Origin of the sequence: Peterkaempfera bronchialis, from assembly GCF_003258605.2 — a bacterium.
GTDB lineage: Bacteria > Actinomycetota > Actinomycetes > Streptomycetales > Streptomycetaceae > Peterkaempfera > Peterkaempfera bronchialis.
In genome coordinates, this window is the sequence record NZ_CP031264.1 from 1,804,244 (window position 1) to 1,818,549 (window position 14,306).

Consider the following 14,306-nt stretch of genomic DNA (forward strand, 5'->3'; position numbering starts at 1 on the left):
CCCCGCTCAGCACACCAACTTGCCCTGGAGCCGACCTGCCGCAGCGGCGGGCCTCGCGGTGGCCTTGGCCGTACGGGCGGCGAGCGCCACATCATGGCGCGCGGTGTGCACGGCGTGGCGCCCACGCCAGGCGAGGGACGGCCGGGCCGCGGTGTCGGCGGCGGCGATCAGCAGGCCGCCCATCATGGACATGTTCTTCAGAAAGTGGATCAGCTGCTCCTGCCGCTGCTCCGGGCTGTCGGCCTCCCAGAAGCGGTGCCGGGCCCAGGTCAGGGGGGCCAGAACGGCGGCCAGGGCAAGCGCGGCCGGCCGGGGCTGCCGCCCCGTCGCCAGCAGTGCCCCGGCCGTCACCTGCACGGCCCCGGCGATCCGCACCGCCCGCTCGGGGTTGTCCGCCAGCGCGGGGAACCGCTCGGCGTCGGGTACCAGCCGCGCCGGGTTCCGCAGGGCGTCAATGCCCCCGGCGATGAACATCGAGGCGAGCATGGGACGGGCAAGCTGTCTCAGCATTGGCATGCCCGGCGGGTGCCCCGGCCCGCCGTTTCCATGCCCGCCACCGCCCGTACAGCCCAGCAACCCCGTCCCCACCCACCCCCCTCCACCCACCCCCGCCCCTCAGGACCGCCCGCGCGACCCACCCGACGGCGGATCCAGCGCCCCCAGCGACGCCTCCAACTCATCCAACCCCGCCCGAAGCCGCGCGATACGCTCCCGCACCTCCTCCGGTCCATCCCTCCCCTGACCCCCCTCCCCCTCGCCCTCGCCCTCGCCCTCCGCACCACCCGCCTCCTGCCGTTCCCGGTTGGACTCCAGCTGCCGCGCCTCCTCCAGCGAGGTGATCACCACCCCGATCAGCAGGTTCACCAGCAGAAACGAGGCGAAGAGCACATAGCTGGCGAAGTAGAGGAAGGTCCAGCGGGAGACCTCCAGCCCGGTACGGACCGCGTCCCCGAGGCCGTCCAGCGTCATCAGCAGGAAGAGCGAGAGCATGGCCCGCCCGATGGAGCCGTAGTGCGCGGGGTCGTCACCGGCGAAGAGCATCCAGCCGAGCATCGCGTAGACATAGGCCAGCAACCCGCCGACCAGGGTGAAGCTCAGGGTGCCGGGCAGTGCGCGGACCACGGCGACCAGGATGATCCGCACATGCGGCAGCAGCCGCACCGTGCGCAGCACCCGGGCCAGCCGGAGCAGCCGCAGCACGGTGGCGTTCTCCCGCACCAGGGGGAAGAACGCGGCGCCCACCACCAGCAGGTCGAAGACGTTCCACGGGTCGCGCAGAAAGGCGCGGGGGCCCCGGGCGGCGATCCGCAGGGCGAGTTCGGCGGTGAAGGCGGCCAGGAAGAGGGTCTCGGTTGCTCTCAGGGCGCCGCCCCACCGCGCGGTGGCCCCGGGGTAGGTCTCCACGCCCAGCAGGGCGGCGTTGGCCACGATCAGCAGGAAGACGCCGCCGCTGAAGGCGGGCGCCTCGGTGACACGCGCACACCACTGCGACCCGGGCGTCCGGCGCTCCGACCCAGCCATCGTCCCCACCCGCTCGAACCCTTTCCACACAACGCACTTGACGGCCCGTCAGCCACTCTCCCGCCCCGCCGCCACCAGCGTGATCCTAGATCAGCACGGGCCTCGTGACCGGTCCGGGAGGCAGCCTTCGGCCTTCCCCCCACCGCCCCCGGACCGGAACGACCGAGAGGCGGCGGCCGGCGATGCCTACGCCGTTCTTACAGCCTCTGGGGGATGCTCTTCACGAGCCCGCTGGGGGGCTGACACCAACCCCTCACGAACGGAGACAGCGATGACCTTCGTGCCGTACGTCGAAGCCCTCGCATTCTGGGGCCGTACCGTGCAGCAGGGCACCGTCCCTCGCACCTACGCCATCGGTGTCCTGCTGGGCCACCCTCTGATCACCGACCACTCCCCCGGCTCCGCCGAGCAGAAGGCGAAGCTGGTCGCCGCCGACCTCGACCGCTGGGAGGACCGGGTCGTCGAGATGGTGTGGGACCCCGAGGGGGACCTCCTGGAGGACCTGCGCCGCTGCGCCCGCCTGCGGGTCCGCCCGGACCAGCAGGACCAGCAGGACCAGCAGGACCAGCCCGGCCGACCGGGCCGGCCCGACCGTCCGGACCGGCCTCAGCACACCTCGGGGTAGCGCACCTCGGGGTGGACCCGGCGCAGATGCCGGTCGAGCGCCGCAACGCCGGCTGCCGCGTCCCCCGCCTCGATCGCGTCGAGAATCCGCCGATGGTCGTCGACCGGCGTCCGTACCGCAGTCGCGGGGTCGGGCATCCGCTCCACCGCACGCGCGGTATGGCGGTGCACGGCCCCGCACACGGCCTCCATGAAGGCGGTCAGCAGGGCATTGCCGGAGAGCCGGGCCAGCCCCAGGTGGAAGTCGGCATCCAGGGCGTGGAAGTCGGCGAGCGGCAGTCCCGGTTCGCACATCCGGGCCACCAGCTCGCGCAGCGGCCCCAGGTCGGCGCCGCCGCCGGACCGGGCGGCGGACTCCACGGCCCAGCGCTCCACCACCCAGCGCGACTCCACCACCTCGGAGAGGGTGAACCCGGCCAGCCCCAGATGGATGCGGACCAGGTCGGCCATGGCCCCTCCGGGGGAGGTCACCAGGGTCGCGCCGGCCTCCGGGCCGGAGCCGGTCCGGGCGACGAGCACCCCGCGCGCCTCCAGCACCCGCAACGCCTCACGCACCGAGGGCCGGCTGACGCCCAGCGCGGCGGCGAGTTCCCGTTCGCCCGGCAGCCGGTCGCCCACCCGGAGCCGACCGGCGGCGATCTGCTGGTCGATCCGGTCGAGCACCTCCTCGAACGTCCTGGTCCGGCGGACGGGCTCCCAGGCGGGGCCACTCTCATTACCCGACACGTCCACGTTTCCGTCCTCTGCGCTCGACCGCCTCCGACGTTCTATCGTCATGTGGTCAGACCGTGTGGTAAGACCACACTACTGCCTGCCCGGAGGAGCCCCGTGCGTGTAGCGATCTTCGTCACCTGCGTCAATGACGCGCTCTATCCGGACACCGGCCGCGCCGTGGTCAGGCTGCTGGAGCGGCTCGGCGTCGAGGTGGACTTCCCCGCCGCGCAGAGCTGCTGCGGGCAGCCGCAGTACAACACCGGCTACCGGCACGAGACCGAGCCCCTGCTGCGGCGGTTCGCCACCGCCTTCGAGGGCTACGACCATGTGGTCGCACCGTCCGGCTCCTGCGCCGCGATGGTCCGCGACAACTACCCGCGGATGGGCGCCCGGGCCGCAGCGGAGGGGCGCGGGACCGCACTGGCCGAGGCCGCCGCAGCGGTGGTGCCGAGGGTGTACGAGCTCACCGAGTTCCTGGTGGACGTGCTGGGGGTGGAGGACGTCGGCGCCTACTTCCCGCACACCGTCGCCTACCACCCCACCTGCCACGGCCTGCGGCTGCTGGGCCTGGGCGACCGGCCGACCCGGCTGCTGCGCGCGGTGCGCGGCCTGCGCCTGCTGGAGCTGCCGGGCGCCGAGGAGTGCTGCGGCTTCGGCGGCACCTTCGCGGTGAAGAACGCGGCGGTCTCCGCCGCGATGGGCGCCGACAAGGCCGACGCCGTACGCGGCACCGGCGCCGAGGCGGTCTGCGCGGTCGACAACTCCTGCCTGATGCACATCGGCGGCGTCCTCTCCCGGCAGGAGTCCGACATCCGCCCGCTGCACCTGGCCGAGATCCTGGCCGCCACCGAGCAGGACCCCTACCCCATGACCGGCGAACGCCTCGTCCTGGGGGAGGCCCGATGAGCGGCGTCCCGCTGGGCATGCCCGCCTTCCCCAAGGCCGCTGCGGTCTCCACCCGCGATCCCCGGCTGCGCCGCAATCTGCGGCACGCCACCCACACCATCCGCGACAAGCGGGCCAGGGCCGTCTCCGAACTCGGCGACTGGCCGGAGCTGCGGGCGGCCGGTGCCGCCATCAAGGACCGCACGCTGCGCCACCTGGACCACTACCTGGAGCAGCTGGAGGGTGCCGTCACCGCCGCCGGCGGCACCGTGCACTGGGCCGCCGACGCCGCCGAGGCCAACCGCATCGTCACCGAGCTGGTGCTCACCACCGGAGAGCGGGAGGTCGTCAAGGTCAAGTCGATGGCCACCCAGGAGATCGGACTCAACGATGCGCTGGCCGAGGCCGGGATCACCGCGTACGAGACCGACCTGGCCGAGCTGATCGTGCAGCTCGGCAACGACCGGCCGTCGCACATCCTGGTCCCCGCCATCCACCGCAACCGGGGCGAGATCCGGGACATCTTCACCGAGGCCATGGGCCGCTGGGGGCGGCCCGCGCCCGAGGGCCTGACGGACCGTCCGGCGGATCTCGCCGAGGCGGCCCGGCTGCATCTGCGGGAGAAGTTCCTGCGGGCCAGGGTCGGCGTCTCCGGCGCCAACTTCATGGTCGCCGAGACCGGCACCCTGGTCGTCGTCGAGTCCGAGGGCAACGGCCGGATGTGCCTCACCCTGCCCGAGACCCTGATCTCCGTCGTCGGCATCGAGAAGGTGGTGCCGACCTGGCAGGACCTGGAGGTCTACCTCCAACTGCTCCCCCGTTCCTCCACCGCCGAGCGGATGAACCCCTACACCTCCACCTGGACCGGCACCGCCACGACCGCCGACGGGGCGGCCGACGGCCCGCAGACCTTCCACCTGGTACTGCTCGACAACGGCCGCACCGACACCCTCGCCGACACCGTCGGCCGCCAGGCGCTGCGCTGCATCCGCTGCTCGGCCTGCCTCAATGTCTGCCCGGTCTACGAGCGCGCCGGCGGCCATGCGTACGGCTCCGTCTACCCCGGCCCGATCGGCGCCATCCTCACCCCGCAACTGCGCGGCATCAGCGGCGAGTTGGAGGCGTCGCTGCCGTACGCCTCCAGCCTCTGCGGGGCCTGCTACCAGGTCTGCCCGGTCGCCATCGACATCCCCGAGGTCCTGGTCCACCTGCGGGAACGCGTCGTCCAGGGCGGCCCGGCGACGGCCGACGGCAACCGGGTCGCCCTCCGGCCGGCCAAGGGCCACACCGTGGAGCGCGCCGCGATGCGGGCCGCCCGCTGGGTGCTGGACCACCCCGAGGCGCTGCGGCTGGCCGAGCGCACCGCCGCCCGAACCCGCCGCCTGCACCTTCGGCGGCTGCCCGGCCCCGGCCGGGCCTGGACCGACAGCCGGGACCTGCCGCAGCTGCCCGGCGAGCCGTTCCGCGACTGGTGGCAGCGCACCCGAGGCACCGGCACCGGCGCCCCCACCCACACCCGCACCGGCACCGGCACCCGCACCGGAACCGCCGGGTCCGGCCCCACCCCCCGCAAGGAGCAGCGCCGTTGAACTCCCGCGACCTGGTGCTGGGCCGCATCCGCCGCGCCCTGGCCGATGTACCGCCCGGCGAGCGGCCCGAGGACGTACCCGTCGTCCGCGACTACGCGCAGACGCACGCCACCCGCACCCCGGAGCAGCGCGCCGACCTGCTGGCCGAGCATCTCGCCGACTACCGCGCCACCGTGCACCGCAGCACCCCGGCCGACCTCCCCGCGCTGATCGCCCGGCTGCTGGCCGACCGGGGCACCCGCCGCCTGGTGGTGCCGGACGGGCTGCCGCAGCGGTGGCTCTCCGCGCTGGACAGCTCCATCGAGCGGGTCGCCGACCGGCCGGGACAGACCGCCCGCGAACTGGACGCCGTGGACAGCGTGCTGACGGGCTGTGCGGTGGCCATCGCCGAGACCGGCACCATCGTCCTGGACGGCTCGGCCGACCAGGGCCGCCGCCGGATCACCCTGGTCCCCGACCATCACATCTGCGTGGTCCGCGTCCCGGAGCAGGTCGTCGACTCGGTGCCGCAGGGCCTGGCCCGGCTGGACCCGGCCCGGCCGCAGACCTGGGTCTCCGGGCCGTCCGCCACCAGCGACATCGAACTCGACCGGGTCGAGGGCGTCCACGGCCCCCGCACCCTGGAGGTCGTGCTGCTGGCGGGGTGAACCCGCCGGGAGGCCGCCCCTCCCGGCGTGTCCCGGCGGCCCGGTGCCGACTGCGGCGCCACCGTAGCGCTATGTCCGTCTCTGTCGCTTTGTTCACCTCCGATCTGCGCGTCCACGACCAGCCGGTGCTGCGTGCCGCGCTGGACGGCGCCGAGCGGGTGGTGCCGCTCTTCGTACTGGACGATGCGGTGCTCGCCGCCGACTTCACCGCGCCCAACCGCGCGGCCTTCCTCGCCGACTGCCTGGCGGACCTGGATGCCTCGCTGCGGGCCCGGGGCGGCCGGCTGGTCGTCCGGCGCGGCGATCCGGCCCGGGTCGCGGCCCTGCTGGCGGAGCAGACCGGGGCGGCTGCGGTGCATCTGGCGGCCGGGGTGAGCGGGTACGCCCAGCGGCGCGAGGACCGGCTGCGCGAGGCGCTGGGGGACCGGCTGCGGGTCCATGACGCGGTCGTCACCGTGGTCGCGCCGGGGTCGGTGGTCCCGGCGGGACGGGACCACTTCGCGGTCTTCACCCCGTATCTGCGGCGCTGGGAGCAGGCCGCCCGGCGGCAGCCCGCAGCCCCGCCCCGCCGGGTGTCCGTCCCTGCGGAGGTGCGGGGCGAGACCCCGGCGCAGGTGCGCGCGGCGCTGGCGGCGGCCGGGGCGGGCGAGCCGTCCCCGGCGCTGCCGCGCGGCGGCGAGACCGAGGGGCGGCGGCGCTGGCATGCCTGGCAGGCAGCGCAGTTGACGGGCTATCAGGACCACCATGACGATCTGGCAGGCGACGCCACCTCCCGGCTCTCCCCGTATCTGCACTTCGGCTGCCTCTCCGCCACCGAACTGGTCGGCGCCGCCGAGTCGGTCCGGGCCGCCGGCGCGGCCCCCGGCCCCGGCGCCGAAGCCTTCGTCCGGCAATTGGCCTGGCGGGACTTCCACCACCAGGTGCTGGCGGCCCGCCCCGACGCCGCCCACGACGACTACCGCCCGCACGGCGACCGGTGGGAGGCGGACGCACAGGAGGTCGCGGCCTGGCGGGAGGGCCGCACCGGCTACCCGATCGTGGACGCGGGCATGCGGCAGCTCGCCCACGAGGGCTGGATGCACAACCGGGCGCGGCTGCTGACGGCGAGTTTCCTGGCGAAGACCCTGTACGCGGACTGGCGGGTGGGCGCCGCGCACTTCCTGCGCCTGCTGGTCGACGGCGACCTGGCGAACAACCAGCTCAACTGGCAGTGGGTGGCGGGCACCGGCACCGACACCCGGCCCAACCGGGTACTCAACCCCCTCACCCAGGCCCGGCGCTTCGACCCGCAGGGCGCCTATGTCCGCCGCTGGATCCCCGAGCTGGCCGGAGTCGAGGGCGCGGCGGTGCACCAGCCCTGGCGGCTGCCCGCCGAGCGCCGCGCCGCCCTCGACTACCCGCAGCCGATCGTCGACCTGTCCGCCGCCGCCCAGCGATTCCGCCACGGCCGGGGCCTGTACTGACCGGACCCCCGCACGCGCGGGAGTCTCCCGAGGGCGCCGATGTGTCGTTCAGGTAACGAATGTTCACACGGCCGCAACCTATTGACTATGGACATCACCATACATACGCTCCCCGTTGTTCATAGTTGTCCCCATACAAGGTGCGGTGCATCGGTGAAGATCGCTGTTGTCGGAAGTTACGGGGCTGGCCTCACCATGCGTGTGCCCAAGTCGCCTGCGGCAGGAGAGACCGTCTCGGGCGGCGTGTTCGATCCCGGCCCCGGTGGCAAGGGGAGCAACCAGGCCATCGGCGCCGCCCGGCTGGGGGCGGAGGTCTCCCTGCTGACCGCCGTGGGCGACGACGACTTCGGCCGCGCCGCCCGCACGCTCTGGCGGGAGGAGGGGGTCGGCGCCGAGTTCGTGGTGACGACCCGGACCCCCACCATGGTCGGCTTCATCCTGGTCGAACCATCCGGGGAGAACCGGATCGCCATCGCTCCGGGTGCCCTGGACGAGCTGGACGCCGCCGCCGTGGAGACCTTCCGCGCGGAGATCGCCTCGGCCGACGTCCTGGTGGTCTCCATGGAGATCCCCGAGGAGGCCGTGGTCGCCGCCGTACGCGCGGGCCGCCAGGCCGGAACCCGTACCCTGCTCAACCCCGCGCCCGCCCGGCCGCTGCCCGACGACCTCTGGCCGCTCATCGACGTGATCACACCGAACCAGACCGAGGCCCCCGTCCTGCTCGGCCTCGAAGACGGCCATGGACTCGGGGACGAGGAGCTGGTCCGGGCGCTCCAGGAGCGCACCGGAGGCGCCGCCGTCCTCACCCGGGGCGGCGAGGGAGCGCTGGTGGCGCAGCCGACCGGGGTGACGGCGGTACCGCCGCACCCGGCCGGAACCGTCGTCGACACCACCGGCGCCGGGGACTCGTTCACCGCCGCGCTCGCCGTCGCCCTCGCCGAGGGGCGGGGCCTGGACCAGGCGGTGGGCTTCGCCGCCGCAGCGGGCGCCCACACCGTGACCATCGCCGGGGTCGTCCCCGCCCTGCCCACCAGAGACCAGCTGAACGCCCGGATTGGAACCGCACGATGACCTCGACCACCGCACCGGCGAGGGAGTTCTCCCTCCCGTTCCGCAGACTGCTGCACGCCCGGGAGTCCGGAGTCTTCGCCGCCCTGGTGCTGCTCTTCGTGCTGGGCGTCTTCCTGTCGCCGAGCTTCGCCCAGTCGGACAATCTGCTCTCGGTCGGCCAGCAGGTCGCCCAGATCGGCATCATGGCCGTCGGCGTGACGTTTGTGATCCTCAACGGTGAGATCGACCTCTCCGTGGGCTCCACCTACGCGCTGTCCGCGATATCGACCGGAATGCTGATCTCGGACGGCTGGAGCTGGCCGCTGGCGATGCTGGTCGGCCTGGTGGTGGGCGCGGTGGCCGGGCTGCTCAACGGGCTGGCGGTGGTCGTCCTCGGGGTGCCGTCGTTCATCGTCACCCTCGGTACGCTCAGCGTCTTCCGCGGGGTCGCCCTGCTCATCTCCGACGGCGCCCCCATCTCGCTGTCCTCCTCCCAGCCCGGCGTCGCGGATTTCAACCTGCTGGGCCAGGGCATGCTCTTCGGGCTGATCCCGATGCAGTTCGTCATCTTCGCCGTGATCGCCGTCATCGGCGTGGTGCTGCTCTCCCGCTCGCGCTTCGGCTTCAACACCTACGCCGTCGGTGGCAACCAGGAGGCCGCCCGGCTGGTCGGCGTCAACGTCAAGCGGGTCAAGCTGACCGCGTTCGTGCTCTCGGGCTTCACCGCCGGTCTGGCCGGCGTACTGGGCCTCTCCTTCCTGTCCTATGTCCAGGGCGTCACCGGACAGGGCATGGAACTCACCGTGATCTCCGCCGTCATCATCGGCGGCGCGGCCCTCTTCGGTGGCTCCGGAACCATGTGGGGCACCGTCATCGGCGTCGCCTTCATCGGCCTGCTCCAGAACATCCTCAACATCAAGGGGATCTCCTCCTTCTGGCAGACCGTCGTCACCGGCCTGGTGATCGTCGCCGCCGTCGCGGCCGACACCTGGCAGCGCCGGCGCAAGACCCGCGCCTGAAGCCGCCCGCCGCCCGCGTCCCCGGGCACACCCCTTGGCATCTCCCACCGGGCAACTTCCCCCACCGGGCCACTTCCATGACAAAGGAGTCCTGATGTCCCCTCGCACCCTCGTCAGAAGCCTGCTCGCCGCAACCACCGCGGTGGCCGCCCTCACCCTCACCGCATGCGGTGCCGTCACCTCCGCGGACAGCGGGAAGTCCAGCGACGGCTCCTTCAAGCTCGCCTCCTACATCCAGCAGCGGATCGACGACGGCAAGCCGATGCGGATCAAGCTCAGCTACCACGACCCCTCCCTGGCCTTCGCCACGCCGATCAGCGCGGGCATGAAGCAGGCGGGCAAGGAGCTGGGGGCCGAGACCGCCCTCATAGGCCCCACCGGCGGTGACGCCGCCAAGCAGGTGTCGGAGATCCAGACGCTCATCCAGCAGAAGGCCGTGGACGGCCTCGCCGTCTCCTCCGCCTCCAGCGACGCGCTGAAGCCGGTCATCGCCCAGGCGTACAACGCGGGCATCCCGATCATCTCCTTCAACACCGACAACCCCGACTCCAAGCAGATGGGCTTTGTCGGCCAGGACCTCAAGGGCTCGGGCGAGGCTCAGGCCAAGCGCCTCCTGGAGGAGCTGAAGGGGACCGACAAGGGCAAGGTCGTCGTCTTCTCCGTGGACACCGGCGCTGGCTGGTCCCACGACCGGTTCAACGGCTTCAAGGAGGGCCTGTCCGGCAGCGGCCTGGAGATCGTCGGCCCGGTGAACGTCGGCAACGAGCCCAGCGCGGCGTACAACACCGTCGAGTCCACGATGTCCGGGCAGTCCGGTGTGGTGGCCGTCGCCGGCCTCGACTGCTGCTCCACGACCGCCGCGGCCAAGTGGGTCTCGCGCTCCGGTGACAAGGACGCCATCTCCATGGGCGGCTTCGACCTGCTCCCGCAGACCGCCGAGTACATCCGCAGCGGCGTGCTCGACTTCACCATCAGCCAGAACCCGACCAAGCAGGGCTACGAGGCCGTCAAGGTGCTGTACGACTTCCTCACCAAGGGCACCGAGATCACCGGCGTGAACACCGGCGCGCAGTTCATCACCCGCGACAACCTCGGGGAAGCCACGGTGGAGAAGTGACAGCCGCCACCCCCGCCGCCGGGTCCGCACCCGCCATCCGCGTCCGGAACGTCTCCCGCAACTTCGGCCCGGTCCGCGCCCTCAGCGATGTCTCCTTCGACGTCCCCGCCGGAGAGGTCACCGCGCTGCTCGGCGAGAACGGCGCGGGCAAGTCGACCCTGCTGAAGATCCTGGCCGGTCTCCAGCCGCCCAGCAGCGGCAGTGTCACCGTCCACGGCGAGGAGGTCACCTCCTTCGACCCCAGCACCATGCTCGACCGGCACGGCGTGGCGATCGTCCCTCAGGAGCTGTCGCTGCTGCCCGACCGCAGCGTGGCGGAGAATGTGCTCAGCGGCGTGGAACCGGGGCACCGCTGGTTCCCCTCCCGGCGGCAGATGCTGGAGCGCACCAGCGAACTCCTGGCCGGGATGGACCTCCGGCTGGACCCGGCCGCCCCCGTGCGGTCGCTGGACCTGGCGACGCAGCAGCTCGTCGTGGTGGCCCGGTCCGTCGCCCGGGGCTGCCGGGTGCTGATCCTGGACGAGCCGACGGCGATGCTCACCCCGGCCGAGGCCGAGCGGCTGTTCGCGCTGATGGGCAGCCTCAAGGCGGCCGGGACGACCATGCTCTATGTCTCGCACCGCATGCCGGAGGTCTTCCGGCTGGCCGACCGCATCGAGGTGCTGCGCGACGGCGCCCATGTCGCCTCCTGGCGGAACTCGGAGACCTCCCCCGACCAGGCGGTCGCCGCCATGGTCGGCCGGGAGCTGGGGCAGTTCGCGCGCCGCGCGGACCGACGCCCCGACCCGGCGATGCGTCCGGCGCTGCGCGTCCGGGAGCTGAGCGGGCGGCGGCACCGCGGAGTCTCCTTCGATGTACGGCCCGGGGAGATCCTCGGCGTCGCCGGGCTGCCGGACTCCGGCCGGGTGGAGCTGCTGCACAACATCTTCGGCGGCGACCGGGGCACCGGTGGCACGGTGGAGCTGCTGGGCGAGCCCTATGAGCGGCGCGACCCGATCGCCAGCGTGGAGCGCCGCCTGGCGTTCGTGCCGGGCGAGCGCCGCGCCCAGGGGCTGCTCACCACCATGAGCGTCGGGGAGAACGTCGGGGTGCTGACCGCGAAGGCGCTCAGCCGGTTCGGTCTGATCCGCCGTGGCGCCTTCGACCGGCAGGCGGCCGAGCAGGCGCAGCGGATGCGGGTCAAGACCGCCACCATGGGCCAGCCCATCACCAGCCTCTCCGGCGGCAACCAGCAGAAGGCCGTGCTGGGCCGCTGGCTGGCGATCAACCCCGATGTGCTGATCCTCGACGAGCCCACCCGGGGCGTGGACGTCGGGGCCAAGGCGGAGATCTACGAGCAGCTGTTCGCGCTGGCGGAGAAGGGCCTGGCGATCCTCTGCTCCTCCTCCGACCTGCCCGAACTGCTCACCCTGACCGACCGGATCGCCGTGATGAGCGAGGGCCGCCTGGTCTCCACCGTCGAGACGGCGGAGGCGACCGAGGAATCCATCATGACCCTGGCGACCGGGGCGGTACCGGCCGCCTGACACCGGCTCACACCGCTCTCGTCCCCTCTCCGACCCTCTCCGACCCTCTCCGAAAGGAACCTCCAGCATGAAGCGCAGCGGCATCCTCAACGCCGAACTGAGCGGGGCGCTGGCCACCCTCGGCCACACCGACCTGCTGCTGGTCGTGGACGCCGGATTCCCGATCCCCCGCGATGCGCACCGCATCGACCTGGCCGTGGCCGAGAACCTTCCGGACCTGCGGACCGTGCTCGGGCTGATCGCCGACGAGCTGGTGGTCGAGGGCGTGGTGCGGGCCGAGGATGTGCCCTCCCACAACCCGAGGCTCGACGCCTGGCTCCAGGAGCGCTTCCCCGACGCCGAGTTCACCACCCGTCCGCACGCCGAGGTGCTGGGCGAGCTGGCCCGCGAGGCCAAGGTCGTGGTCCGTACCGGCGCCTTCGAGCCCTGGGGCAACATCGGCCTCTTCTGCGGGGTGGACGCCCCCCGCTGGTTCGGCGGAGAGGGCGTCATCGTCCCCGAGTCATACGCGTCCAAGCTCTGACCCCGTCCGTGGCGGGCCCTCCGCCGCTCCATCCCATCGCTTCCACCACAGGAGACAACTCCGTGTCCGAGACCGTCACCACCACCGCCGTCGACGAACCGACGCTCAGCCCCGCCGAGTTGGCGCCCTACATCCAGCACACCCGGATCGAGGCGAATGCGACCCGGGACGACATGATCGCCCACGCCCAGGAGGCGATCACCCATGGCTTCAACGCCGCCATGGTCTCCGCTTCCTGGCTGCCGGTCGTGGCCGCCGAGCTGCGCGGGACCGGGATCGGCGTCGCGTCGGCCCTGGACTTCCCCGCCGTCGGCGTCATGACCAGCGCGGGCAAGGCCGCAGAGGCCGCCGAGATCGCCCGGCTCGGCGCGACCCAGCTCGACATCGGCGTGCAGGTCGGCTGGCTCAAGAGCGGGATGTACAACGAGTTCCGGGAGGACATCGCAGGCGTGGTCCGCGCTTCGGGCCTGCCCGTCAAGGTCATGCTGGAACTGCCGCTGCTCACCGACGCGGAGAAGGAGGCAGCCGTCGAACTGGCGATGGAGGCCGGTGCCTCCTTCCTGAAGAACGCCAGCAGTGGGCAGATCGAGACAGCGAACCCGACGAGTGTTCGCTACCTTGTTGACCGGGCCCGGGACGGCGTCCAGGTGAAGGCGTCCGGGTCCATCAAGACCTACCGGCAGTCCCTGGAGCTCCTGCGTGCCGGTGCCGTACTGCTCGGCACCAGCGCCGGGATAGCCATCGTCACCGACACCGGTGACGACTCCACCGTCAGCTACTGATCGGCCGCCGCCATGTCCCGGGGCACTCTCGCGCCGGGACATGGCGCATCCACTTCCGGAGAGGAGACGCCACACCGTGACGGCCGATGAAGGGGGTCTTCCGGACATCAGGCGCGACGTCCCCACGGCGATCCACGTCCAGATCTCGGAACACATCCGGTTGCGGATCGCAAGCGGTGAGTGGCCGGCGCACTACCGGCTGAAGAGCGAGCCCGAGCTGGCCCAGGAGTTCGGCGTCAGCCGGGGCACCGTGCGACGTGCCCTCGCGACCCTCATCGAGGAGGGGCTGCTGCGGCAGGTGCGGGGGCGCGGCACCTTCGTCACCTCGACGGTGATCGAACCGGCCATCGCCCAGAAGCTGAGCACCCTGTCGGAGGACTTCGCCAGCCAGGGCGTCGTCACCTCCACGGAGGTGCGGGAGTGCTCCCTGATCACCCCGCCCCGCCCCGTTGCCGCCCTGCTCGATCTGGCCTCGGGGGACACTCGGGTCCTGCGCCTGGTGCGGGTGCGCAGCACCACCGAAGGGCCGGTCGCGCTGCTCTTCAACTTCGTACGCACGGACCTCGCCCCGGGCATCGAGCAGGCGGACTTCGCCGGCTCCAGCCTCTTCGGGGTGCTGGAGGGCTCCTATGGGCTGAAGATCGCCACGGCCCGCCGTACCTTCAGCGCGGAGGCCGCCTCCCCCGATGTCGCGGAGGCGCTGGCCCTGGCGCCGGGCAGCCCGGTGCAGTACCTCCAGCAGGTCACCTACCTGGCCGACGGCCGACCGGTGGAGTACTCCGACGTCTGGATCCACAGCGGCCGGCTGCGGGTCACCTCGCTGCTGCTGCGCCGATGACCCACCCG

At 72.5% G+C, this 14,306-nt stretch carries 15 protein-coding genes; 12 read left to right on the forward strand and 3 right to left on the reverse strand.

Annotated elements, in window-relative coordinates; genetic code table 11:
- Positions 1-6: 6 nt before the first annotated feature.
- On the reverse strand, positions 7-516 hold the full coding sequence (locus tag C7M71_RS07905) for a DoxX family protein (RefSeq protein WP_111495481.1): 510 nt from the start codon (positions 514-516) through the stop codon (positions 7-9).
- Between the two features lie 99 nt (positions 517-615).
- Positions 616-1,521 (reverse strand): ion transporter, encoded by a 906-nt coding sequence (locus C7M71_RS07910; protein WP_114914252.1) that lies wholly within the window; start codon positions 1,519-1,521, stop codon positions 616-618.
- A 271-nt stretch (positions 1,522-1,792) separates the two neighbouring features.
- On the opposite strand from C7M71_RS07910, the gene C7M71_RS07915 reads away from it, so the two are divergent.
- Positions 1,793-2,146: a hypothetical protein gene (locus C7M71_RS07915; protein ID WP_111494408.1), complete on the forward strand. Its 354-nt coding sequence runs from the start codon at positions 1,793-1,795 to the stop codon at positions 2,144-2,146.
- Here C7M71_RS07915 and C7M71_RS07920 read toward each other — a convergent pair.
- Positions 2,128-2,877 carry a FadR/GntR family transcriptional regulator gene (locus tag C7M71_RS07920; protein WP_162824181.1) on the reverse strand — a complete coding sequence of 250 codons (750 nt, stop codon included), beginning with the start codon at positions 2,875-2,877 and terminating at the stop codon, positions 2,128-2,130. The two genes, C7M71_RS07915 and C7M71_RS07920, sit on opposite strands and share 19 nt — an antisense overlap.
- A gap of 96 nt (positions 2,878-2,973) precedes the next feature.
- Between C7M71_RS07920 and C7M71_RS07925 the strand changes: the two genes are divergently transcribed.
- The 11 genes from C7M71_RS07925 to C7M71_RS07975 all read left to right on the forward strand — a co-directional run bounded on the left by C7M71_RS07925 (position 2,974) and on the right by C7M71_RS07975 (position 14,298).
- On the forward strand, positions 2,974-3,765 hold the full coding sequence (locus tag C7M71_RS07925; RefSeq protein ID WP_111494412.1) for a (Fe-S)-binding protein: 792 nt from the start codon (positions 2,974-2,976) through the stop codon (positions 3,763-3,765).
- Positions 3,762-5,333, forward strand: a complete 1,572-nt coding sequence (locus C7M71_RS07930) for a lactate utilization protein B (protein ID WP_111494414.1) — start codon at positions 3,762-3,764, stop codon at positions 5,331-5,333. The genes C7M71_RS07925 and C7M71_RS07930 overlap by 4 nt, the downstream gene beginning before the upstream one ends.
- Entirely contained in the window at positions 5,330-5,980 is a 651-nt protein-coding gene (locus C7M71_RS07935; RefSeq protein ID WP_111494416.1) for a LutC/YkgG family protein, read from the forward strand. The genes C7M71_RS07930 and C7M71_RS07935 overlap by 4 nt, the downstream gene beginning before the upstream one ends.
- Before the next feature lie 71 nt (positions 5,981-6,051).
- Positions 6,052-7,443, forward strand: a complete 1,392-nt coding sequence (locus C7M71_RS07940; protein ID WP_114914253.1) for a cryptochrome/photolyase family protein — start codon at positions 6,052-6,054, stop codon at positions 7,441-7,443.
- 195 nt (positions 7,444-7,638) lie between these two features.
- Positions 7,639-8,514 (forward strand): ribokinase, encoded by an 876-nt coding sequence (locus C7M71_RS07945; RefSeq protein WP_229759077.1) that lies wholly within the window; start codon positions 7,639-7,641, stop codon positions 8,512-8,514.
- On the forward strand, positions 8,511-9,512 hold the full coding sequence (locus C7M71_RS07950; RefSeq protein WP_111492465.1) for an ABC transporter permease: 1,002 nt from the start codon (positions 8,511-8,513) through the stop codon (positions 9,510-9,512). The genes C7M71_RS07945 and C7M71_RS07950 overlap by 4 nt, the downstream gene beginning before the upstream one ends.
- Before the next feature lie 94 nt (positions 9,513-9,606).
- The gene (locus C7M71_RS07955; protein WP_111492464.1) at positions 9,607-10,629 is read left to right on the forward strand and encodes a sugar ABC transporter substrate-binding protein; all 1,023 of its coding nucleotides are present in this window, start codon (positions 9,607-9,609) and stop codon (positions 10,627-10,629) included.
- Complete coding sequence (locus C7M71_RS07960; RefSeq protein ID WP_111492463.1) at positions 10,626-12,155, forward strand: sugar ABC transporter ATP-binding protein; 1,530 nt, start codon at positions 10,626-10,628, stop codon at positions 12,153-12,155. Before C7M71_RS07955 ends, C7M71_RS07960 begins: the two co-directional genes overlap by 4 nt.
- Before the next feature lie 67 nt (positions 12,156-12,222).
- Entirely contained in the window at positions 12,223-12,678 is a 456-nt protein-coding gene (rbsD, locus tag C7M71_RS07965; RefSeq protein ID WP_111492462.1) for a D-ribose pyranase, read from the forward strand.
- A gap of 62 nt (positions 12,679-12,740) precedes the next feature.
- The gene (deoC, locus tag C7M71_RS07970) at positions 12,741-13,460 is read left to right on the forward strand and encodes a deoxyribose-phosphate aldolase (RefSeq protein WP_111492461.1); all 720 of its coding nucleotides are present in this window, start codon (positions 12,741-12,743) and stop codon (positions 13,458-13,460) included.
- A 76-nt stretch (positions 13,461-13,536) separates the two neighbouring features.
- Positions 13,537-14,298, forward strand: a complete 762-nt coding sequence (locus C7M71_RS07975) for a GntR family transcriptional regulator (RefSeq protein WP_111492460.1) — start codon at positions 13,537-13,539, stop codon at positions 14,296-14,298.
- Positions 14,299-14,306: the final 8 nt, after the last annotated feature.